Consider the following 22,452-nt stretch of genomic DNA (forward strand, 5'->3'; position numbering starts at 1 on the left):
TATTCGGACAATTTCCAAAATTGCCCGATTCCGGGTAATCACCGATATCTCGCAAGTTGTATATACAAGATCATCCGCTGGCAATGTCGGCACACGTCGTGCCGCTTGCGCGCCAGCGTGCAACCCGTGCGTGCGTGGCGCATGCCGGCGATCCACGGCGCCCCGCATCCGAAGAGCCGAAAGGGCGGCTCGCAGGTTACCTGTCTCGTTCAAACCATTTGTGGTCCTGAGTATTTTGGAGATTTCCCCCGTGTCAACGAATCCCAGTGGAAAAGCCGGCGGCCTGATCGAGGTTCGCTCGATCGACTTCATTCCCGACGCCGAGCGCCACGGCGGCCTGCTGAGCCAGTTCACGCTGTGGCTGTCGGCGAACATGCAGATCACGGCGATCGTCACGGGCGCGCTTGCCGTCGTGCTCGGCGGCGACGTGTTCTGGTCGCTGGTCGCGCTGCTGCTCGGCCAGCTCGTCGGCGGTGCGGTGATGGCGCTGCATGGCGCGCAAGGGCCGCAGCTCGGGCTGCCGCAGATGATCTCGAGCCGCGTGCAGTTCGGCGTGTACGGCGCGATGATCCCGATCGTGCTCGTGTGCCTGATGTATATCGGCTTTTCCGCCAGCGGCTCGGTGCTGGCCGGGCAGGCCGTCGCGCAACTGCTGCACGTCGACGACGCGGCCGGCATCCTGCTGTTCGCGGGCGTGATCGTCGTGCTGACCGTGTTCGGCTATCGCGCGATCCACTTCGTCGGCCGGATCGCGAGCGTGGTCGGCATCGTCGCGTTCGTCTACATGTTCTCGCAACTGTTCGCGAACCACGACGTCGGCGCGCTGCTCGCGAACCGGCATTTCTCGCTCGCGAGCTTCCTGCTGTCGATGTCGCTGTCGGCGTCGTGGCAGATCGCGTTCGGCCCGTACGTCGCCGACTATTCGCGCTACCTGCCGCGCTCGACGTCGTCGGTCGCGACGTTTCTCGCGGTCGGCCTGGGCTCGGTGATCGGCGCGCAGGCGGCGATGGTGTTCGGCGTGTTCGCGGCCGCGCTGGCCGGCAGCCAGTTCGCGCACCATGAAGTGGCGTATATCGTCGGCCTCGGCTCGACGGGCGCCGTGGCCGCGTTGCTGTACTTCAGCATCGCGTTCGGCAAGGTGACGGTGACGGCGCTCAACGCGTACGGCAGCTTCATGTCGATGGCGACGATCGTCAGCGGCTTTCGCGGCAAGGGCGCGGTGTCGTCGAAGAGCCGCCTCGTGTACATCTTCGGGATGATCTGCGTGTCGACGCTGATCGCGCTCGCGGGCCGCCATTCGTTCCTGAAGGAATTCACCGCGTTCATCCTGTTCCTGCTCGCGTTCTTCACGCCGTGGAGCGCGATCAACCTGGTCGACTACTACTGCTTCACACGCTCGCGCTACGACGTGCCGGCGCTGTCCGATCCGGATGGCCGCTACGGCCGCTGGAACGTGATGGCGATCACGATCTACGTGGTCGGCATCCTCGTGCAGTTGCCGTTCATGTCGACGCACATCTACACCGGCCCGCTCGTCGACGCGCTCGGCGGCACCGACATCTCGTGGATCCTCGGCCTGATCGTGCCGGCCGTGCTGTATTACATCGGCGCGCGCGCGTCGCGACGCAGCATCCCCGAACGCCTGATCCTGCCGCTCGAACGCGGCGAAGTTCACCACTGACGACACATCTCGCGCATCGGGCCGGCCGGCAGCCGGCCTGAGCGTCGCGTCGAGCCGGGCGCTGCCTGCACCGGGCTCTCCTGCACATTCCCTTTCCCGCGATGCCGGTGCGGCGTTATCGCCGCGGCCGGCGTCGTTTCATTCTCTTGCCATTGAATAGTATGACTAAGCAAATGAAAGCCCGCGGCAGCGCTTCCCGGGCACGGCCGGTGCACGCCGGTCTTCGCATGACGGTAGCGGCCGCGTGCCTCGCCGGTTCGGGCGCCGCGCTCGCGCAGGACGGCGTCACGCTCTACGGCGTGATCGACGAATTCGCGCAATACGTGAATACGGGCAACGGCTATACGGCGGCGATCGGCTCGGGCGGCCAGTGGGGCAGCCGGTTCGGGCTGAAGGGCGGCGAGGATGTCGGCGGCGGGCAGAAGATCGAGTTCGCGCTGGAAAACGGCTTCAACCCGAACGACGGCTCGCTTGCGAGTTCGGGCAGCATGTTCAACCGGCAGGCGTGGGTCGGCATCGCGGGGCAGTGGGGCAAGGTGCGCGCGGGCCGGCAGAATTCGCCGCTGTTCAACGACCAGGGCGGGCAGGATGCGTTCGGCGGCGTCACGCAGGCGTCCGGCATGGACAACCTGACCGTGTTCGCGTTCCGCACGAGCAATACGCTTTCGTACCAGAGCCCGGAGATCGCGGGCTTCCAGGGCGGGCTGTATTTCGGGTTCGGCGATGCGGGCGGCGTGCGCTCGGCAGGCTCCAGCCAGCAGTTCGACCTGACCTACGAACACGGGCCGTTCGCGGCGTTCGTCGCGGGCCAGTGGCTGAAGAACGCGACGGCGACCACGACCGATCGCACGATCATGGCCGGCGCGTCGTACGCGATCGGCAAGGCCACCGTGTACGGCGGTTTCTCCGCGGTGAAGTGGGCCGATTTCGGGATCGATTCGCGCGTGTATGGGCTGTCGGTCAAATACCAGTTCAACCCGGCGAACTATGTCGCGCTCGGCTACGCGTATCTGCACGACCAGTCGTCGCAGGGCAACAATGCGGACCAGTTCGGGCTGATGTACGAGTACGACCTGTCGAAGCGCACGAGCTTCTACGGCGCGCTGTCCTACCTGCGCAACCGCAACCAGGCCGGCTACACGCTCGCCGGCGCGGCGAACCCGGGCTTGCCGCTTGCGTATCCGGGCGCGAATGCGCGCGGCGTGCAGCTCGGCATCGTGCATCGCTTCTGACGTCGTCGACGCGCCGGGCCGTCTGCGCCCGGCGCTTTCCCCGGGTGCGTTCGCGCCGCTACTTTCCTAGCCGCTCCGCGAGCGAATAGCGCTGCATGCAGCGCTCCATCGCGTCGAGGAACGCGTGCTCGGCCGCGTTCATCTTGCGGTCGCGATGCCACAGCAGGAACACGTCGACGTCGACGAGCCCTTCGTCGGGCGGTAGCCGCCACAGCCGCTGCTGCGCGATGTCGTCGCGCACGATGTGCTCGGGCAGGCAGCCGATCCCGTAGCCCGCGAAGATCAGCCGCCGCACTTCCTCGAGGCTCGGCGACGACGCGACGATGCGCCCCGTGAACCCCTTCTGGTCGCGGAACACGGTGAGCGGCGACAGGCTGTCGCCGATCTGGTCGCTCGTGAACGACACGAAATTCTCCGCGAGCAGATCGTCCATCCGCAGTTGCGTCTGCCCGAACAGCCGGTGATGGCGGCCGCAGTAGATCGCATAACGCTGGCGCAGGAAGCAGTGCATCTCCAGCTTGTCGTGCGGCGTGCGGCACAGGCCGAGCCCGGCTGTGGCCGTCTTCTGCAATAGCGACGACAGGATGTCCGACGAGCGCATCACCTCGATCTGCAGGTCGATGCGCGGGTACGCGCGATGGAAGTCCGCGAGGAACTCGTCGTAGACGGGCGATTCGATGCGGCTCACCGTCAGCAGCCGGATCGAACCGGTCAGGTCGGCCGTGCTGTCGTCGATTTCGGTTTCGAGGCGCGAGATGCCGCCGTAGATGTCGCTCGCGATCCGGTACACGGCTTCGCCGGCCGGCGTCGGCGCGAAGTGCGCGCCACGGCGCTCGATCAGCCGGCGCTCGAGCGCGTCCTCGAGCCGCCGCAGCGCCTGGCTCACGGCGGGCTGCGTCACATGCAGGCGCGCGGCCGCGCGGCTCACGCTGCGCTCCTGGATGATCACCAGGTAGGTGCGCAGCAGGTTCCAGTCGAGACGGTCGTTCAGGAACGGGGCGAGGTCGGGGCGCATCGGGTCTCCGGGCGAGGCGTCGTGGCAGACATTAGTTGAATTTATACGGCGAATAATAACTTGAAATTTGACTAATGATTTGCGGTCGCCGATAAAGGAGGCGTGCCGCAGCGTGCGGCGCGAGGCCGCGACAGACGGCCGTCACCACGATAGTGCGCGTCGCCCGCAACGCGGCGCGCGTCAGGAGCCCGCATGACCCAGTCCCTTCCTTCCGCCCGCCAGCCGGCACGCGCCGCGACGGCCGCGTTCATCGGCACGATGATCGAGTGGTACGACTTCTACATCTACGCGACCGCCGCCGCGCTCGTGTTCGGCGAACTCTATTTCCCGTCGCACGACCCGTTCGTCAGCACGATGGCGTCGTTCGCGACGTTCGCGGTCGGCTTCTTCGCGCGGCCGCTCGGCGGCGTCGTCTTCGGCCATCTCGGCGACCGCATCGGCCGCAAGAAGGCGCTGATGACGACGCTGATGATGATGGGCGTCGCGACCGTCTGCGTCGGGTTGCTGCCCGACTATTCGAAGGTCGGCATGCTCGCGCCGGTGCTGCTCGTCGTGCTGCGCATCGTGCAGGGGATCGCGGTCGGCGGCGAGTGGGGCGGCGCGGTGCTGATGGCGGGCGAGCACGCGCCGCAGGGGCGCCGCACGTTCTTCGCGTCGTTCGCGCAGCTCGGCAGCCCGGCCGGGCTGATCCTGTCGCTGATCGCATTCCGCGCGGTCACGTCGATGGACAAGGCCGACTTCCTCGCGTGGGGCTGGCGCCTGCCGTTTCTCGCGAGCGCGGTGCTGCTCGTGGTCGGCATCCTGATCCGGCTCGGCGTGAACGAGTCGCCGGAATTCGCGCGCGTGAAGGCAGCGAACCGCACCGTGAAGCTGCCGGTCGCCGAAGTGTTCCGTTCCGCATCGGGGCTCGTGGTCCTCTGCATCGGCGCGAACACGATCGGGATCGCGGGCGTCTATTTCACGAACACGTTCATGATCGCGTACACGACGCAGTACGTCGGCGTATCGCGCTCGCTGATCCTCGACAGCCTGTTCGCGGTCGCGATCATCCAGTTCGTCGCGCAGCCGATCGCCGCATGGATCGCCGAGCGGATCGGCGGCGCGCGCTTCCTGAAACTCGCGGCGCTGCTCGCGATGCTGTCGCCGTATCCGATGTTCATGCTCGTGCAGGGCGGTACGTCAGCGTCGCTCGTCGCGGGCATCGCGCTCGCGGTCGTGTGCATGGCCGGCTTCTATTCGGTGATCGCGGGCTTCGTGAGCGACGTGTTTCCCGCGCACGTGCGTTATTCGGCGATCTCGCTCGCTTATCAAATCTGCGGCGCGATCGCGGGTGGCCTGACGCCGCTCGTCGGCACGTGGCTCGCGCATCGCTTCACGGGCCAATGGTGGCCGCTCGCGGTGTTCTATACGTGTCTCGCCGGCATCTCGCTGCTCTGTATCGTCGCGCTCGACGCGCGCCGGGCCACACAGCCGGCCGCTGCCGAAGCACTCGGTTCGCACTGAGCCTATACGAATGAATTCATCCGGAGTGCACATGAAAGACCTGTTGGAAATCGACGGCGCGCGTCTGTGGCAGAGCCTGGCCGACATGGCATGCGTCGGCGCGACGCCGCGCGGCGGCGTGCGACGCCTCGCGCTCACCGACGACGACCGCCGCGGGCGCGACCTGTTCGCGCAATGGTGCCGCGACGCGGGGATGACGGTGAGCGTCGATGAAGCCGGCAACCTCTTCGCACGACGCGACGGCACCGATGCGCGGGCTGCGCCGGTGCTGATCGGCAGCCATCTCGATACGCAGCCCGAAGGCGGCCGCTTCGACGGCGTGTACGGCGTGCTCGCCGCGCTCGAACTCGTGCGCACGCTGAACGACGCGGGCATCGCGACCGACAAGCCGCTGGAGATCGTGTCGTGGACCAACGAGGAAGGCGCGCGTTTCGCGCCGGCGATGCTCGGTTCGGCGGTGTTCACGGGCGCGTTGCCGCTCGACGAGGCGCTCGCGAAGCAGGACGCCGACGGCGTCACGTTCGGCGCGGCACTCGACGCATGCGGCTATCGCGGCACGCGCGCGACGGGCGGCGCGGTCGATGCGTATTTCGAAGCGCATATCGAGCAGGGGCCCGTGCTCGAGGCGAACGGCACGACGATCGGCATCGTCACGGGCGGGCAGGCGATCCGCTGGCTCGACGTGACGGTGACGGGCGTCGCCGCGCACGCGGGCACGACGCCGATGCCGTATCGCAAGGACGCGTATTTCGCGAGCGCGCAGATCGCGCTTGAACTCGAACGGATCGTCGCCGGCTACGCACCGCGCGGGCTCGCGACGATCGGGCAGGTCGGCATCCGCAACGCGTCGCGCAACACCATTGCCGGCGACGTGACGTTCACGGTCGACCTGCGCCATCACGACGATGCCGAAGTCGATGCGTTGGAGCGCGACCTGCGCGATGCGTGCGCGCGCATTGCCGCCGCGCGTGGCATGCAGGTCGCGATCGACACGTGCTGGCACAGCCCGGCGACGCCGTTCGATCGCGACTGCGTCGAACTGGTCGCACAGGCGGCGGCCGCGTTCGGCTACACGAACGAGCGGATCGTCAGCGGCGCCGGTCACGACGCGATCCTGCTCGCGCGCCGCTTCCCGACCGCGATGGTGTTCATCCCGTGCGTCGACGGCCTGTCGCACAACGAAGCCGAGGATGCGTTGCCGGACGACGTGACGCGCGGCACGAACGTGCTGCTCCATGCGGTGCTGGCGCGCGCCGGCGTCGCGGCGGGCGTCGAAACGGCAACCATCGCGCACGGGGCATGACACGGCGAACCGACGAGGACGAACGATGAAAACCTATTTCCATCCCGAACAACTGCTGCACCATCCGCGCAGCTACCTGTCGCGCGGGCAGATGCGCGAACCGCAGGAAGTGCCCGAGCGCGCGGCGCGGCTCGTCGCGGCCGTGCGCTCGCTCGACTTCGACGTGCGCGAGCCGGCCGATCGCGGCACCGCGCCGATCGCGGCCGTGCACGACATGAACTACCTGCGCTTTCTCGAGGACGCGCACCGCGACTGGAAGCAGATGCCCGACGACTGGGGCGACGAAGTGATGTCGAACGTATTCGTGCGCGAGCCGAACCCGCTGCGCGGCGTGCTCGCGAAAGCCGCGCGCTACCTGGCCGACGGCAGTTGCCCGGTCGGTGCGAACACGTGGCGCGCTGCGTACTGGTCAGCGCAGGGCGCGCTCGCGGCTGCGGCCGACGTCAACGACGGCGCGCGCGAGGCCTATGCACTGTGCCGGCCGCCGGGCCATCACGCGCGCCGCGACGCGGCCGGCGGCTTCTGTTACCTGAACAATGCGGCGATCGCAGCGCAGTCGCTGCTCGGCCGCCATCGCCGCGTCGCGATCCTCGATACCGACATGCATCACGGGCAGGGCGTGCAGGAGATCTTCTACGGCCGCGACGACGTGCTGTACGTATCGATCCACGGCGATCCGACCAATTTCTACCCGGTCGTCGCCGGTTACGAGGAAGAGACGGGCGCGGGGGCGGGCGACGGCTTCAACCTGAACCTGCCGATGCCGCACGGCTCGCCGGAGTCGGCGTTCTTCGAGCGGCTCGACGACGCGCTGCGCGCGCTCGTGCGGTTCCAGCCCGATGCGCTCGTGCTCGCGCTCGGCTTCGACATCTACAAGGACGATCCGCAATCGCAGGTTGCCGTTACGACCGAAGGCTTCGGGCGGCTCGGCGGCGCGATCGGCGCGCTCGGCCTGCCGACGGTGATCGTGCAGGAGGGCGGTTATCACCTCGACAGCCTCGACGCGAACGCGCGTGCGTTCTTCGGCGGGTTCGCCGCCGCGCGCTGACTGACACCGCGGGGCCGGATCGCGTACGCCGCCCGCCTGCGCCGGGTCCCGGCACCGGATGGGTGGCGCTTACGAATTCGCGGTGGCCGGTGCGCGGCGGCGCTGCGCCATCTGCAGCACGACGAGCGCGAGTCCGGCCGCGGCGATCAGCCCGCCGACGAGCGGCACCGCCGCATAACCGAAGCCGGCCGAGATTGCCATGCCGCCGGCTGCCGCGCCGACCGCGTTGCCGAGATTGAACGCGCCGATGTTGACGGCCGACGCGAGCCCCGGCGCTTCGTGGGCCGCACGCATCACACGCATCTGCAGCGGCGGCACGACCGCGAACGTCGCGATACCCCACACGAGCAGCGTGACGGCGGCGCCGGCATGCGTGCTGGCGAGCAGCGGGAACGCGGCCATCGTCGCGATCAGCAGCAGCAGGAAACCGACCAGCGTGCCGTCGAGCGAGCGATCGGCCAGGCGGCCGCCCGCGATGTTGCCGATCGAGAAACCGACGCCGATCAGCACGAGCATCGCGGTCACGAAGCCGGGCGTCGCGCCGGTCAGGTGTTCGAGCGTCGGCGCGACATACGTGTAAAGCGTGAACATCGCGCCGGCGCCGAGCACCGTCGTCCCGAGCGCGCCGAGCACGACCGGGCGGGTCAGCACCGACAGTTCGGCGCGCAGGTCGGGCATCTTGCCGGCTTCGCCCTTCGGCAGCGCGGCGAACAGGCCGGCGATCGCGATCAGGCCGAGGCCCGCGGTCGCCGCGAACGACATGCGCCAGCCGATGATCTGGCCGAGCCAGGTCGCGGCCGGTACGCCGCCGACGTTCGCGATCGTGAGACCCATGAACATCGTCGCGACCGCGCTGGCCTGCTTGTCGCGCGGCACGAGGCTGGCCGCGACCACCGAGCCGAGCCCGAAGAACGCGCCGTGGTTGAGGCTCGTCACGAGGCGGGCAAGCAGCAGCGTCGTGTAGTCCGGCGCGACTGCCGACAGCAGGTTGCCGATCGTGAAGATCGACATCAGCGCGATCAGCGCCGAGCGGCGCGACCAGCGCGCGAGCAGCAGCGTCATCAGCGGGGCGCCGACCATCACGCCGATCGCATACGCGCTGATCAGCATGCCGGCCTGCGGGATCGACACATGCACGCCGTCGGCGATCACGGGCAGCAGGCCCATCGGCGAGAACTCGGTCGTGCCGATGCCGAACGCACCGGCGGCGAGCGCCAGCAGCGGCAGCGCGGCGCCGCCGCGCGGGCGGGAAGGAGAAGAGGTCGTGGCGTTCACGCGATGGGCTCCTGTAATCGACGGACAACGGCACGGGGCCGTTGAGCACAGAGCGAAGTGTGCCTGCATTACTTTTGCGGAAAAAGCTGCGTGATAGCGAAATTATCTTGATTTCATGTCAACAATGCGGAGCGCGTCCGGCGCTCCGGCGGAGCGGGCGAGCGAAGGTGTCTTGTTCGAAAGGTTTTCGAAATGAGAAGGGCGTGGCTTCCGGTTGGGGGGCGTGATCCGGCGGTGGTTCGCGACGGATCGACGATCGTCCCGCACGGCGATCCGGGAGCCTGCCGGCGATTGCACAGCGGCGTGTGGCGCGGGGGATCGAACGGGGCGTTCATGTGCCGGCTACAACCCGGCGCGGGCATTGCGGTGCTACCTGAAACCCTTTGCCGGCGCGGCGCGCGGGCAAAAAAAGCCCCGGCCACAGGGGGACCGTGACCGGGGCGGAAATGCATCCTCTCTTTGGCACGAGGGCTGGATGCGCGCGAAGTATATTTCGGCACATGACAATTCGAAATGCCGTTAAACGGCCGTTTTTGGTGTCAATTTAAGAATGCGGGCGCCCGGGTGTCCGACGTGATCGCTTTAAAAGATTCTTCGCGGACGTGATGTCGCCGTTTAGCGTGCTGCAACGTCTAAAGCGTCGGTATAACGGAGGTCGGAATCCGTTCGTGAGCCGGCGGCGCGAATCGCATCGCTCGATCGTTTGCCGCGCGCCCGGCGCCCGGCGCCCGGTCATTCCAGTTCGCCGGCCGCATCGCGCACGGCCGCGAGAAACCGTGCGACGACGGGCGACGGTACCGCTGCCGCGCCGTCGAACACGAACTCGATGTCGAAGCGGCTCGCGAGCTCGTCGAGCGCGACGAGCCTGACCGTGCGCGGGCACGTCGGCGACGCGCTTTCCGGCACGAACGCACAGCCCATCCCGGCCGCGACGAGGCCGATCAGCGTCGGGATGTCGCTGCCGACCTGCGCGATGCGCGGCGTGAAGCCGGCCTGCTGGCATTGCGCCATCAGGAACCGGTGGTGCGCAGCGGAGCGCTGCGCGTCGAACCAGACGAATGGCTCGTTCGCGACGTCGGCCAGCCTGTGCGGCGCGTTGAAGCGTCCGCCCGGCGGCGCGGGCATCGCGAGCACGAAGCGGTCGCTCAGCAGCCGCACGCCCGACAGGTGCGGCGCCTCTTCGCGACGCCACGCCATGATCCCGGCGTCGAGCTGGCCGCGCACCAGCGCGCTCGCCTGTTCGGCCGACAGCATCGGCGCGAGCGACAGCTTCACGTCCGGACACGCGTCGCGAAACGCCTTGAGGACCTTCGCGACGATGGGTAGCGGCAGGCAGTTCGGCAGCGCGCCGAGCCGCAGTTCGCCGAGCTGGCCGGCCGCGCTGCGCAACGCGCGTTCGCGGCTGTCCTGCAGTGTCGCGAGCAGGCCGGTCGCATCCTGCAGGAAGCTCGTGCCGGCCGCGGTGAGCGTGACGCCCGTGGCGCGGCGGATCAGCAGCGGCGTGCCGATCGCGTCCTCGAGTTCGCGGATCTGCCGCGACAGCGCGGGCTGGACGATGCCGGCCGCGCGGGCGCCGGCCATCACGCTGCCGGCTTGCGCGACGGCCACGAAGTAACGCAGGTGACGCAGTTCGATCTGGCGCATGCGGAGCCCGTTTCGGTGGATGGATATGCCTGTGAAGCATAACAAACGCCATTCGATGGTATTGGAAAGCATGACGCGCGTGCCGTACGATGACCGTCGTTGCCGCACTCGTTCGCGAGTCGCGTGCGTTCCCTCCGTTCCGATCGTGTCCCGCCCCATGCCGCTTCATATCCCGACCCCTTATATCCGCTCGCAAATCGCGTCCCGCCGGCTCGGCAGGACCATCCGGCTGAAGCTCGACGCGCTGCAGCCGTCGGGCTCGTTCAAGCTGCGCGGCATCGGCGCCGTTTGCGAAGCGCGGCACGCGGCCGGCGCGCGGCGGTTCGTGTCGTCGTCGGGCGGCAACGCGGGCATCGCGGTCGCGTATTGCGGCCGCGAACTCGGCGTCCCGGTGCGCGTCGTCGTGCCGGAAAGCGCGTCGGCCCGCGCGCGCGAGCTGATCCGCGTCGAGGGCGCGGAGCTGGTCGTGCACGGCGCGAGCTGGGCCGAGGCGAACGCGTTCGCGCAGTCGGCGCTCGGCGAGCACGACGCGTTCGTGCATCCGTTCGACGACCGCGTGCTGTGGCAGGGCCACGCGACGATGATCGACGAGATGGCGGCCGTCGGCCCGAAGCCCGACGCGGTCGTGCTCGCGGTCGGCGGCGGCGGGCTGCTGTGCGGCGTGCTCGAAGGGCTGGCGCGTAACGGCTGGCACGACGTGCCGGTCGTCGCGGCCGAAACGGAAGGCGCCGACTGCTATGCGCGCTCGCTCGCGCAGGGGCGCCCGGTCGAATTGCCGGCGATCACGAGCATCGCGACGTCGCTCGGCGCGAAGCGGCCGTGCGACACGGCGGTCGAATGGGCGACGCGGCACGAGATCCATCCTGTCGTCGTGTCCGATGCGGACGCGGTGGCCGCGTCGCTGCGGTTCCTCGACGAGCATCGGATCGTCGTCGAGCCCGCGTGCGGCGCCGCGCTGGCCGCGCTCGAGCGGCCGGTGCCGGTGCTCGCGTCGGCATCGGACATCGCCGTGATCGTCTGCGGCGGCGTGACGGCGACCGTCGAGCATCTGCAGACGCTGCGCGCGACGTTGCGGTAAACGGAGAAGCCGGCACGCAAGTTGGTTGGGTGACGGAAGGACGATCGTCGACTTTGGCGACCTCGGGCATTGGCTGCGCGTGGTTTGTCGCGAAGCGTGCAGACGCTGCACACGACGTTGCGGTAAACGGAGAAGCCGGCACGCAAGTTGGTTGGGTGACGGAAGGACGATCGTCGACTTTGGCGACCTCGGGCATCGGCCGCGCATGGTTTGCCGCGAAGCGTCGATGTCACGTTTCCGTTATTGCAATGGCGGAAACGCAGCCGGCAGGCAGCCGGAGGCGCGGATATTCCTGCGGGGGATGAAGGGGAAGGGATGCGTATCGTCGCGCCGCGCCGGATGCGGGCGGGTGCGACGATACGGAAGGCCAGTTGGACCGCCGGTCAGGACGGCCAGTCAGTTCGCGGTCGGTGCGCTCGCGCCGGACGGCGCGGACGACGCGACGGGGTTCGCAGCAGCGGGGGCGGGCGTTTTGTCCGCCGGCGCAGGCGATGCGCTCGACGGTGCGGATGCCGATGCGGGTGCGGATGTTGCGGCCCCAGGCACCGGCGCCGGCACGGCCGATGCCGGCGTAGCAGCGGCCGGCCCCGATACGGCGGGAGTCGATGCCGCGACGGCGGGCAACGAAGCGGGGCTGGAAGTGCGTGCCGGCGCGGAAACCGGTGCGGCAACCGAAGCCGACGCAGGCACCGAACCGGAAGCTGACGCAGGTGCGGAAGCCGACGCGGCCACCGAACCAGACGCCGCCACCGGCGCGACAGCACGCATCGCAGCCGGCGCGATAACGGCCGACGCCGCGGTCGGCACTGCAATCGCGCCCGACCCGGGCGTGACACCCGGCACCGAAAGCGGCACCGGCGCCGCGGGCGGCGTCGGCACGACCGGCGTCGTCATCTTCATCGGTTCGCCCTGCGGCGTCGGCGCAGGCTCGGGCAGCGGCGTGACGGGTTCCTTCTCGGCGGCCTTCACGGTGGCGCGGTCGCGGCGGGCCGGGTCGATCTTCAGGAAATGGTCGACGAGATTGAAGAAGCGCTCGTAGAACACGCCGGCGGGAATCGTCTCGCTCGCGGTCTTGACGAGCGCATCGTCGCTCGACCCGATCGGCAGCGACAGCGAGCCGAACACGCTGAGGCCGACGCTGGCCGACGTATTCGACTTCTTCAGCGTGTAGCGGTCCTGCACCGCGTTCACGTACGCGATGCTCGACGAGCCGTCCGCGGTCGCATCCGCGCACACGACGTGAAACTCGATCACGACGTGCATGTCGTTGTTCGGCTGGAAATTCTTGCTGCCGTCGACCGCGTCGTTGCGCGACGACGACACCACATAACCCTGGCTCAACAGTGCGCGCCGCGCGGCCTCGCAGGCCGCGTCGGATTTCGAGTGGAACGTATGCGCATACGGGCTGGTCGCCGCGTCGAACTGTTCCTGCTGGTAGATCGGCTTGGGCGGCGACGAGCACGCCGCCAGCACGGTCGCGGCCGCGAGCGCGCACGAAACGGAAAACAGGCGAAATCGGTTGTGCATGGCGTCTTTCAGAAGGCTCGGCGAGCTGCAGCGCCGGGTTGCGCGCGTCGCGCGGCAACCGGATGGCGGCCGTCGCGCAAGGGCGGGGCCGGTAATGGGCGCGTGGCAATCTCGGATGGCCGGGGCGTCATTATAGTTTCGTTTGATGTCGCGCTCGCTTCCGGCGCTGTTTCCGCCCATGACAGTTTCGGCGAGCCGTTACCGGCGAGACCGATCGCGAACAGGCGCTAGCCGGCCGGCGACGGCCGCGCGGAAGCCAGCAATTGCGACGTCAGCGGATGATGTTCGCCGCGCCGCGAGCGGATCGCGTGGATCTCCTCGGTCACGTCGCCTGCGCGCCCGAGCCGCCTGAGGCCGCGCAGCAGCGACGCGTCGTTCGCGCCGAGCTCGCTCAGCGGAAACACGCCGAGGCCGCGCGCCGCGAACACGGCCATCAGCGCGCTGTCCTCGAATTCCCCGGCTACCCGCGGCACGATCCGTTCGCCTTCCAGCCACAGGTCGAGGCGCGCGCGCAGCGCCGAATGCGCGGTCGGCAGCAGCACGGGCAGGTCGGCCAGGCATTGCGGGAAGCGTTGCCGCGCGTCCGGCGTGACGAGCGCCGCGGGGCCATACCAGTCGACCGGCGACGCGACCAGCCGCTCGCTCGTCACGCGCAGGTTCGACCCCGACGGCGCGCCCTGGCCGGCCAGCACGAGATCGAGATGATGCAGCGCGAGTTCCGCGAGCAGCGCATCGTGCTCGCCCTCGTGGCACAGCAGCCGCAGCGTGGGCGTGTCGAGCACGGGCGCGAGGATCGCATGCGCGGCGAGCTTGGAGATGCCGTCAGCGAGGCCGACCGCGAGCCGCACGGTCGGCTGGCTGGCCGCCGCGCGCACTTCGTCGGGAATCAGCCGCCCCATCTCGAAGATCACCTCCGCGCGCGCATACGCGGCCTGGCCCGCGTCGGTCATCGCGACGCCGCGCCCGGCCGGGCGCAACAACTGGTGCCCGAGCGATTTCTCGAGCTCGCGCACCTGCGCGCTGATCGTCTGCACGGCCATGTCGAGCCGCCCGGCCGCGCGCGCGAAGCCGCCTTCCTTCACGACGACCCAGAAATAGTACAGATGTCGGAAATTGAGCATCGGATCGAAACTTCGGAAAAACCGAACCAAAAGTAAGATTTTCGCTGATTTTTTCGAAGTCCGGGTCGGCATATCATCGGGCTTTCCACTTTCGTATCGGCCCATTTCATGGACTACCTGCTGACGCTTGCCGTCGACCCTGCCGTCTGGGCTGCGCTCCTGACGCTCGTCGTGATGGAAGTCGTGCTCGGCATCGACAACCTGATCTTCATCTCGATCCTCAGCAACAAGCTGCCCGAAGCGCAGCGCGCCCGCACGCAGCGCCTCGGCATCGCGCTCGCGCTGGTGATGCGCCTCGCGTTGCTCGGCAGCGTCGCGTGGATCGCGAGCCTCACCGAACCCGTGTTCACGCTCTTCGACCACGCGTTCTCGTGGCGCGACATGATCCTGCTGTCGGGCGGCCTGTTCCTCGTGTGGAAGGCGACCACCGAGATTCATCACCACGTGTCGCACGACGGTGACGGCGAGGGCGGTTCCGGCGGCGCGGCCGGCCTGACGGTGTGGGCCGCGATCGGCCAGATCGTGATGCTCGACATCGTGTTCTCGATCGACAGCATCGTGACCGCGATCGGCATGACCGAGCACATCCCGATCATGTTCGTCGCGGTGATCGTCGCCGTGGCCGTGATGCTGTTCGCTGCGCAACCGCTCGCACGCTTCATCGACCGCAACCCGACCATCGTGATGCTTGCGCTGTCGTTCCTGGTCGTGATCGGCATGACGCTGATCGCCGAAGGCTTCGGCTCGCACGTGCCGAAGGGTTACATCTACGCGGCGATGGCGTTCTCGGCTTTCGTCGAGGGCATGAACATGCTGGCGCGGCGCGCGAAGGCGAAGCGCGCGGCACGGGTGGAAGGCCACTGAGCCAGCGCGCGTGACGGCGGCCGCCGAGGCCGCCGGCTCGCGCGTCTTCATACGGAATTCGCACGGAAAGGAGCAACACGATGAAATGCCCTGTCTGCAAGACGCCTGACCTGCTGATGGCCGAGCGCCAGTCGATCGAGATCGACTACTGCCCGACGTGCCGCGGCGTGTGGCTCGATCGCGGCGAACTCGACAAGCTGATCGCCCGTGAGGGCGGCGATGCGCCGGCGCGCCGCGACGAGCCGGCTGCGTCGCGTGACACCCACGCCCACACCCACGCGCCGAGCGATCGCGACAACTGGGGGCGCGACACTCGCTCGCACGACGACCGTCACCGGCACGACGGCCAGCGCCGTCGCAAATCGATGTTCGATCTGTTCGATTTCGATTGAATCCGGATACGGTGCGCACGCACACGCGTCGCCCGATGCAAGAAAGCCCCGCCCGGCATCGCGCCCGGCGGGGCTTTTTCATGCTCGTCGCCTCACGACACGCGCCAACGCTTACGCGTTGCCTGCCGTCACATCGATGCGGCGCGGACGTGTTTCTTCGCGGCGCGGAATCGTCAGCGTCAGCACGCCGTCACGCAGGTTCGCGTCGATCCTCGACGTGTCGAGATCGGGGCTCAGCACGAAGGTACGTGCATAACGCGGCGCGCGGACTTCGGCGTGCCGCACGCGCAGGTCGGCCGGCGTGTCGATCTGCGTATCGGCTTCGATCGTCAGCGTGTTGTCGTACACCTTTACGTCGAGGTTCTCGCGCGGCACGCCGGGCAGGTCGGCCCGCAGCGTGACGCCGAGATTGTTCTCGACGATGTCGACGGCCGGCGTAATCGCGGGCCGGCGCGCGGCGTCGGCGGCGGCCGGGTGAGCAGTGGCGGTGTGGCGTTCGGCCACGGTCGGGTTCGTATTCATGTCGGTATCCTGAAGATTACTGAACGGTGATCGCACGCGGCTTCGATGCTTCGCGCCGGCCGACGCGAATCAGCAGGCAGCCGTTTTCGTAACGTGCGCTGACGTTGTCGGCGTCCGCATTCTGCGGCAGCTCGACGACGCGGCGGAACGTGCCGTGAAAGCGCTCCTGCGCATACGTGCGCACGTCGTCGCCTTCGCCGCGCGGCGCCGGTTTGCGCTCGCCGCTGATCGTCAGCAGGTCCTTGTCGATCGACACGTCGAAGTCGGCTGCGGCCATGCCGGGCGCGAACGCGACGATCTCGATTGCATCGTCGGTGGCGCCGACGTTGAGCGCGGGGAACGCGCTTGGCCGTACCGCGCGGATGCCGGACGGGAGTTCGCCGAACAGGTTCGCGACCTGCCGCTGCACGCGGGCGAATTCGTCGAACAGGTCGTGGCCGTTATGGATACCGCTCATGATGGTCCTCCGGAACAGGGAACGCGGGAGACGCAACGGCGCGACGCCTGCGGCGGGCGCGACGGGTGGCTCCACTGGGTCGAAACGGGGGCAGTGCGTTGCATGGAGCACTGCCCGGCAACGCGTAATTAGTGGCCGCCGCGGCGCATTTCAAGAGGGAACCTGCAACTTGCGTTAACGCGTGTCCGTGCGATTCGATGCGACAATCGCCGCGATCCATCTGCAGACCAACGACACGGGACAACCATGAACATTCGACGCATCGCGATCGTCGGCGCCGGCGTGATCGGCGCGAGCTGGGCCGCTTTCTATCTGACGCAGGGCTTCGACGTCGTCGCGACCGATCCGGCGCCGCAAGCCGATGCGCGGCTGCGCGACGCGCTGGCCGCGTTTCTCGGCGACCGGGCCGCCGAACTTTCCGCGCGGCTGTCGTTCGACGCCGATCTCGTGCGCGCGCTCGACGGCGTCGATTTCGTGCAGGAGAACGGCCCGGAACGGCTCGACCTGAAGCGCGCGCTGTACCGGCAGATGGACGACGTGCTGCCCGCGCATGTGCCGATCGCGTCGAGCTCGTCGGGCCTGAAGATGTCGGACATCCAGACGGCGTGCGCGAAGCATCCGGAACGCTGCCTGATCGCGCATCCGTTCAATCCGCCGCATCTGATTCCGCTCGTCGAGCTGGTCGGCGGCGACGCGACCGGCCAGGACGTGATCGCGCGCGTGAAGGATTTCTACGACGCACTCGGCAAGCAGACGATCGTCCTCAACAAGGAGATGACCGGCCACGTCGCGAACCGGCTCGCGGCCGCGCTGTTCCGCGAGGTGTATCACCTCGTCGGCGAAGGCGTCGTGAGCGTGGCCGATGCGGACAAGGCCGTCGCATGGGGGCCGGGTCTGCGCTGGGGGCTGATGGGGCAGTGCCTGACCTATCACCTCGGCGGCGGCGCGGGTGGGATCGCACACTTCCTCGAACACTTGTCGGGGCCGATCACGACCTGGTGGGACGACCTCGGCACGCCTTCGTTCGATCCGGACGTCGACCGCAAGCTGACCGACGAATTGCGCGCGATCCAGGGCGAGCATTCGATGCAGGAACTGGCGGCCGAGCGCGACCGGCTGCTCGTCGAGCTGATCGACGCGCGTCGCCGTAGCTTTCTGCCCTGACTGCGTCGCGGCGGTGCGTTTCGGTCGGGCCGCGATCGGTTGGGCCGCGTTCGGCTACTGCTGCGCAGCCGTTTGCGGTGCCTGCGGCGTCTGGGCAAGCCACGCGGGGCTCGCGGCCTGCACGAGTTCGCGGTTGCGCGCGCGCGTCGCGGCGCTCGGCGGGTAGTTGCCGTCGTTCGTCGGCAGTTCGCCGTCGAGATAGGCCTGCTTGAGCTGGGCGATGACTTCCGCGCGTGTCAGGCCCTGTTCGGGCGCCGCGGCATCGGTCCGGGCAAAGGCGGGGGACAGCAGGGTGGCTGCGGCGGTCGCGACGGCGAATCGCAAGACGTTCATGGTGCGCTCCGATCAAGGGGACGGGACACCGGATGCGCGCGGCGGCTTGCCGTGCGTTCCGATGGGGCCCATTGTCGCGAGCGGGTGCTGCGCGGACGATGACGCGTTCCGGGCAAAGCTGTCAGTTGCGGGCGAGGCCGCGCTTCGTGCGTCACGCGCGGTACGGTTACAACTCCGCCGCCGCCGCGACCAGCGTGGCTTCGAGCGCGAGCGTCGAGCGCGACGCGGCGGCCGGCCGGTCGATCACGTATTCGAGTTCGCCGAGCTCGGGCAGCCCCGCGTCGAGCCGCGCGAGCCCGGCCGGAATCACGTAGCCGGCGAACGCGCTGACGCCGAGCCCCGCGCTCGCGGCCGCGCGCAGTACCGCGATGCTGCTGCTCACCACCGCGATCCGGTAAGGCCGGCCGATCGCGTCGAGCGTTTCGAGCACACGGCGGCGCGACACGCTCGGCTCCGGATGCAGCGCGAGCGGCAGCACGGCTTCGTGGCCGGTGATCCGCGAATCGGGGCCGGTGCACCAGTACAGCGGCTCGCTGCGGATCACGCGGCCGCGCCGGCTGCCCGCGATGCGCTTCGCGAACACCAGATCGTGCCGGCCTTCGTCGAGCGCGTCGAACAGGTCGCCCGACAGCCCGGTCGAGATCGCGAGCTCGACCTCCGGATTGCGCTGCACGAAGCTCGCGAGCGCGGACGTCAGGTGCGTCGACGCGAAATCCTCCGACATCGCGAGCCGCACCTTGCCCGACAGCGGCGGCCCGCACACCGACGTGACGGCTTCGTCCATCAGTTCGAGGATGCGCACCGCGTAGCGGAACAGCGCGTCGCCGTGCTGCGACAGGTGCACGTTGCGTGTGTCGCGCTCGAAGAGCGGCCGGTCGAGCAGCTCCTCGAGGCGGCGGATATGCTGGCTGACGGTCGACTGCGACAGGTTCACGCGCTCGGACGCGGCGGTGAAACTGCCGGACTGGGCAACGGCGACGAAGCTGCGCAGCAGCTCGGGCGGTAACGGACGCATTGCTAAATCCACTGAATCGGTTTCGACAACTTCATAAATGGCCGGATATTGCGGCGCTAGTATCGGATCACGCCCCGGTGCGGCCCGCAACGGGGCGCACCGGACGCGTAGCCCGCGTCGTGCCGGCGGCTGCATCGGTCAGTCTACGGCATCCGGCGTCCGGCCCGAAACCGCATCATCCCATCGACCGCCCGAGAACGCGCCCGCACGACGGGCCGCCGGGCCGCGGCGCACCGCCGCAGGAGACAGTCCGCGCACGGGATCGACGTGCGGGCCCGCTTTCTGCATGCGTCAGGCGCCCGTCACGAAGAGACTGGAGACGACTCATGATCATCTACGGAACCGCGCTGCTGGCGTTCTGCCACCTGGCCGGACTGTTCCTCGGCGACCTGCTGGGCAGCGCGATCGGCGTGAAGACCAACGTCGGCGGGGTCGGCATCGCGATGCTGCTGCTGATCTGCCTGCGCCTGTGGCTGCACCGGCGCGGCTGGCTGCCGAAGGAGACCGAGGCAGGCGTCGGCTTCTGGGGCGCGATGTACATCCCGGTCGTCGTCGCGATGGCCGCGAACCAGAACGTCGTCGCCGCGCTGAAGGGCGGCCCGGTCGCGCTGCTGTCCGCCGTCGGCGCGGTCGCGATCTGCGCATGCTGCATCGCGGTACTCGTGCGCATGGGGCGCGACGACACGGCCTTCGCGGGCGTGCCGCAATTCGAAGAACAATAACGGAGGCCGCCATGCTGCAGATGCTCGAAAAAGTCGTCGCCCACAACGGGCTCGTCGCGTCGTTCGCGCTGGTCGGCCTGATCATGTGGCTGTCGTCGATCGCGTCGCGCAAGCTCACGTTCGGCCGCGTTCACGGCTCCGCGATCGCGATCGTGATCGGTCTCGTGCTCGCATATGTCGGCGGTGCGTTCACCGGCGGCGAGAAGGGAATCGCCGACGTGCCGCTGTTCGCGGGCGTCGGCCTGATGGGCGGCGCGATGCTGCGCGATTTCGCGATCGTCGCGACCGCGTTCGAAGTGCAGCCGACCGAGGCGCGCAAGGCCGGGCTCGTCGGCGTCGTATCGCTGCTGCTCGGCACCGTGCTGCCGTTCATCGTCGGCGCGTGCATCGCGCGCGCGTTCGGTTATACCGACGCGGTCAGCATGACGACCATCGGCGCGGGCGCCGTCACCTACATCGTCGGGCCCGTGACGGGCGCGGCGATCGGTGCGAGCTCCGACGTGATCGCGCTCAGCATCGCGACGGGGCTCGTGAAGGCGATCATCGTGATGGTCGGCACGCCGGTCGCGGCGAACTTCATGGGCCTGAAGACGCCGCGTTCCGCGATGATCTTCGGCGGCCTCGCGGGCACCGTCAGCGGCGTGAGCGCGGGGCTCGCCGCGACCGACCGCCGGCTCGTGCCGTACGGCGCGCTGGTCGCGACGTTCCATACGGGCGTCGGCTGCCTGCTCGGCCCGTCGGTGCTGTTCTTCGCGACGCGCGCGCTGGTCGGCGGCTAGGGCCATGCGATGCGGCCCGCGCGGGCCGCATCCATCGCCGCGTCCTCTGAGTCGCATTCGTCAACATCATCAATCGGCGGCGGCGCCAGGCTTAGAATGCCGCTGAACCATCGAAGCGGGAGAACTGTTCATGACGGGATGGAATCACGCGCGGCAGGCGCGCGATGCACGCCTCGCGGCCGGCGCAGCTTACGCGCAGGGCAAGCGGGTCGACGCGCGCGACACCGTCGCGTTGCTCGAAGCGGTGCTGCGGCCGGGTGACCGCGTCTGCCTCGAAGGCGACAACCAGAAGCAGGCCGACCTGCTCGCGACGGCGCTCGCCGACGTCGACAGCGCGAAGGTGTACGACTTGCACATGGTGCAGTCGGGCGTCGTGCTGCCCGAGCATCTCGACGTGTTCGAGCGCGGCATCGCGAAGCGTCTCGATTTCGCGTATTCGGGCCCGCAGTCGCAGCGGATCGCGAAGCTGCTGTTCGGCGGCAAGATCGCGCTCGGCGCGGTGCACACCTATCTCGAGCTGTTCGCGCGCTACTTCATCGACCTCACGCCGCACGTCGCGCTGATCGCCGCGGTCAGCGCCGACCGCGACGGCAACCTGTACACGGGCCCGAACACCGAGGACACGCCGACCGTCGTCGAGGCCACCGCGTTCAAGGACGGCATCGTGATCGCGCAGGTCGACCGCATCGTCGACAAGGTGCCGCGCGTCGACATCCCCGGCGACCGCGTGCATTTCGTCGTCGAGGCCGGCCGGCCGTTCTACGTCGAGCCGCTGTTCACGCGCGATCCGGCCGCGATCACCGAAACGCAGATCCTCACCGCGATGCTCGCGCTCAAGGGCATCTACGAACCGTACGGCATCAAGCGACTGAACCACGGGATCGGCTTCAACACGGCAGCGATCGAGCTGCTGCTGCCGACCTACGGCGAGAAGCTCGGGCTGAAGGGCAAGGTCTGCACGCACTGGGCGCTCAATCCGCACCCGACGCTGATTCCCGCGATCGAGTCGGGCTGGGTCGAGCAGATCCACTGCTTCGGCTCCGAGGTCGGGATGGACGACTACATCCGTGCGCGTTCCGACGTGTGGTTCACGGGCCCCGACGGGTCGCTGCGCTCGAACCGCGCGTTCTGCCAGACGGCCGGCCTCTACGCGTGCGACATGTTCATCGGCTCGACGCTGCAGATCGATCTGTCCGGCCATTCGTCGACGGTCACGGCCGAGCGGATCGCCGGCTTCGGCGGTGCGCCGAACATGGGCAGCGATGCACGCGGGCGGCGCCATCCGAGCGAGCCGTGGCTGAAGGCCGGCGCGGAAGCCGACCCCGACACGCCGGCGCCGCTGCGGCGCGGCCGCAAGCTCGTCGTGCAGATCGGCGAGACCTTCGGCGACAAGAACGTGCCGATGTTCGTCGAGAAGCTCGATGCGCTGAAGCTGGCCGACAAGCTGCAGCTCGACCTCGCGCCGATCATGGTCTACGGCGACGACGTCACGCACATCGTCACCGAGGAAGGGATCGCGAACCTGCTGATGTGCCGCGACAAGGACGAGCGCGAGCACGCGATCCGCGGCGTCGCCGGCTATACGGACGTCGGCCGCGGCCGCGACCGGAAGATGGTCGAGCGGCTGCGCGAGCGCGGCGTGATCCGCCGCCCGGAGGATCTCGGCATCGATCCGCTCGACGCCGACCGCCGCTGGCTCGCCGCGCGCTCGATCAAGGATCTCGTGCACTGGTCGGGCGGGCTCTATGCGCCGCCGGCCCGGTTCCGCAACTGGTGA

General features: G+C 68.6%; 21 protein-coding genes. 12 read left to right on the forward strand and 9 right to left on the reverse strand.

Annotated elements, in window-relative coordinates:
* The first annotated feature begins 250 nt into the window (after nt 1-250).
* Nucleotides 251-1,681, forward strand: coding sequence for a purine-cytosine permease family protein (locus ABD05_RS11965; protein ID WP_047900304.1), 1,431 nt, complete (start codon nt 251-253; stop codon nt 1,679-1,681).
* 161 nt (nt 1,682-1,842) lie between these two features.
* Complete coding sequence (locus ABD05_RS11970) at nt 1,843-2,913, forward strand: porin (protein WP_047900305.1); 1,071 nt, start codon at nt 1,843-1,845, stop codon at nt 2,911-2,913.
* A 58-nt stretch (nt 2,914-2,971) separates the two neighbouring features.
* On the opposite strand, the gene ABD05_RS11975 is transcribed toward ABD05_RS11970, so the two are convergent.
* A complete protein-coding gene (locus ABD05_RS11975; protein WP_047900306.1) occupies nt 2,972-3,928 on the reverse strand; it encodes a LysR family transcriptional regulator in 957 nt (318 codons plus the stop codon).
* 192 nt (nt 3,929-4,120) lie between these two features.
* On the opposite strand from ABD05_RS11975, the gene ABD05_RS11980 reads away from it, so the two are divergent.
* Genes ABD05_RS11980 through ABD05_RS11990 form a run of 3 tightly spaced genes read left to right on the forward strand, consistent with a single transcriptional unit; the run spans nt 4,121 to nt 7,782 of the window.
* The gene (locus ABD05_RS11980) at nt 4,121-5,431 is read left to right on the forward strand and encodes an MFS transporter (RefSeq protein WP_047900307.1); all 1,311 of its coding nucleotides are present in this window, start codon (nt 4,121-4,123) and stop codon (nt 5,429-5,431) included.
* Nucleotides 5,432-5,462: 31 nt separating this feature from the next.
* Nucleotides 5,463-6,734, forward strand: a complete 1,272-nt coding sequence (locus ABD05_RS11985) for a Zn-dependent hydrolase (protein WP_047900308.1) — start codon at nt 5,463-5,465, stop codon at nt 6,732-6,734.
* A gap of 25 nt (nt 6,735-6,759) precedes the next feature.
* Entirely contained in the window at nt 6,760-7,782 is a 1,023-nt protein-coding gene (locus tag ABD05_RS11990; protein ID WP_047900309.1) for a histone deacetylase family protein, read from the forward strand.
* Between the two features lie 69 nt (nt 7,783-7,851).
* Here the strand turns inward: ABD05_RS11990 and ABD05_RS11995 are convergent, their stop codons facing one another.
* Nucleotides 7,852-9,057: an MFS transporter gene (locus tag ABD05_RS11995; RefSeq protein WP_047900310.1), complete on the reverse strand. Its 1,206-nt coding sequence runs from the start codon at nt 9,055-9,057 to the stop codon at nt 7,852-7,854.
* 732 nt (nt 9,058-9,789) lie between these two features.
* Nucleotides 9,790-10,701 carry a LysR family transcriptional regulator gene (locus ABD05_RS12000; RefSeq protein ID WP_047900311.1) on the reverse strand — a complete coding sequence of 304 codons (912 nt, stop codon included), beginning with the start codon at nt 10,699-10,701 and terminating at the stop codon, nt 9,790-9,792.
* A gap of 157 nt (nt 10,702-10,858) precedes the next feature.
* On the opposite strand from ABD05_RS12000, the gene ABD05_RS12005 reads away from it, so the two are divergent.
* Nucleotides 10,859-11,779, forward strand: a complete 921-nt coding sequence (locus ABD05_RS12005; protein ID WP_047900312.1) for a pyridoxal-phosphate dependent enzyme — start codon at nt 10,859-10,861, stop codon at nt 11,777-11,779.
* 396 nt (nt 11,780-12,175) lie between these two features.
* On the opposite strand, the gene ABD05_RS12010 is transcribed toward ABD05_RS12005, so the two are convergent.
* Both ABD05_RS12010 and ABD05_RS12015 read right to left on the reverse strand, forming a co-directional pair.
* Complete coding sequence (locus ABD05_RS12010; RefSeq protein WP_047900313.1) at nt 12,176-13,306, reverse strand: DUF2242 domain-containing protein; 1,131 nt, start codon at nt 13,304-13,306, stop codon at nt 12,176-12,178.
* A gap of 227 nt (nt 13,307-13,533) precedes the next feature.
* Nucleotides 13,534-14,427: a LysR family transcriptional regulator gene (locus ABD05_RS12015; RefSeq protein WP_047900314.1), complete on the reverse strand. Its 894-nt coding sequence runs from the start codon at nt 14,425-14,427 to the stop codon at nt 13,534-13,536.
* Nucleotides 14,428-14,535: 108 nt separating this feature from the next.
* Here ABD05_RS12015 and ABD05_RS12020 point away from each other — a divergent pair, with 108 nt between their 5' ends.
* The gene (locus ABD05_RS12020) at nt 14,536-15,291 is read left to right on the forward strand and encodes a TerC family protein (RefSeq protein WP_047900315.1); all 756 of its coding nucleotides are present in this window, start codon (nt 14,536-14,538) and stop codon (nt 15,289-15,291) included.
* Nucleotides 15,292-15,371: 80 nt separating this feature from the next.
* Entirely contained in the window at nt 15,372-15,683 is a 312-nt protein-coding gene (locus tag ABD05_RS12025) for a TFIIB-type zinc ribbon-containing protein (RefSeq protein WP_047900316.1), read from the forward strand.
* A gap of 111 nt (nt 15,684-15,794) precedes the next feature.
* Here the strand turns inward: ABD05_RS12025 and ABD05_RS12030 are convergent, their stop codons facing one another.
* Entirely contained in the window at nt 15,795-16,205 is a 411-nt protein-coding gene (locus ABD05_RS12030) for an Hsp20/alpha crystallin family protein (RefSeq protein ID WP_047900317.1), read from the reverse strand.
* Nucleotides 16,206-16,221: 16 nt separating this feature from the next.
* Nucleotides 16,222-16,662 carry an Hsp20/alpha crystallin family protein gene (locus tag ABD05_RS12035; RefSeq protein ID WP_047900318.1) on the reverse strand — a complete coding sequence of 147 codons (441 nt, stop codon included), beginning with the start codon at nt 16,660-16,662 and terminating at the stop codon, nt 16,222-16,224.
* A gap of 246 nt (nt 16,663-16,908) precedes the next feature.
* On the opposite strand from ABD05_RS12035, the gene ABD05_RS12040 reads away from it, so the two are divergent.
* Nucleotides 16,909-17,826 carry a 3-hydroxyacyl-CoA dehydrogenase NAD-binding domain-containing protein gene (locus ABD05_RS12040; RefSeq protein ID WP_047900319.1) on the forward strand — a complete coding sequence of 306 codons (918 nt, stop codon included), beginning with the start codon at nt 16,909-16,911 and terminating at the stop codon, nt 17,824-17,826.
* Nucleotides 17,827-17,880: 54 nt separating this feature from the next.
* Here ABD05_RS12040 and ABD05_RS12045 read toward each other — a convergent pair whose 3' ends face one another.
* Nucleotides 17,881-18,159, reverse strand: a complete 279-nt coding sequence (locus ABD05_RS12045; RefSeq protein ID WP_047900320.1) for a DUF4148 domain-containing protein — start codon at nt 18,157-18,159, stop codon at nt 17,881-17,883.
* 166 nt (nt 18,160-18,325) lie between these two features.
* On the reverse strand, nt 18,326-19,174 hold the full coding sequence (locus tag ABD05_RS12050) for a LysR substrate-binding domain-containing protein (RefSeq protein WP_047900321.1): 849 nt from the start codon (nt 19,172-19,174) through the stop codon (nt 18,326-18,328).
* Nucleotides 19,175-19,500: 326 nt separating this feature from the next.
* Here ABD05_RS12050 and madL point away from each other — a divergent pair, with 326 nt between their 5' ends.
* From madL to mdcA, 3 genes are all read left to right on the forward strand, one after another.
* Entirely contained in the window at nt 19,501-19,896 is a 396-nt protein-coding gene (madL, locus tag ABD05_RS12055) for a malonate transporter subunit MadL (RefSeq protein ID WP_047900322.1), read from the forward strand.
* 11 nt (nt 19,897-19,907) lie between these two features.
* Entirely contained in the window at nt 19,908-20,675 is a 768-nt protein-coding gene (gene madM, locus ABD05_RS12060) for a malonate transporter subunit MadM (RefSeq protein WP_047900323.1), read from the forward strand.
* A 130-nt stretch (nt 20,676-20,805) separates the two neighbouring features.
* The gene (gene mdcA, locus ABD05_RS12065; protein ID WP_047900324.1) at nt 20,806-22,452 is read left to right on the forward strand and encodes a malonate decarboxylase subunit alpha; all 1,647 of its coding nucleotides are present in this window, start codon (nt 20,806-20,808) and stop codon (nt 22,450-22,452) included.

It is taken from the genome of Burkholderia pyrrocinia (assembly GCF_001028665.1).
Lineage (GTDB): Bacteria > Pseudomonadota > Gammaproteobacteria > Burkholderiales > Burkholderiaceae > Burkholderia > Burkholderia pyrrocinia.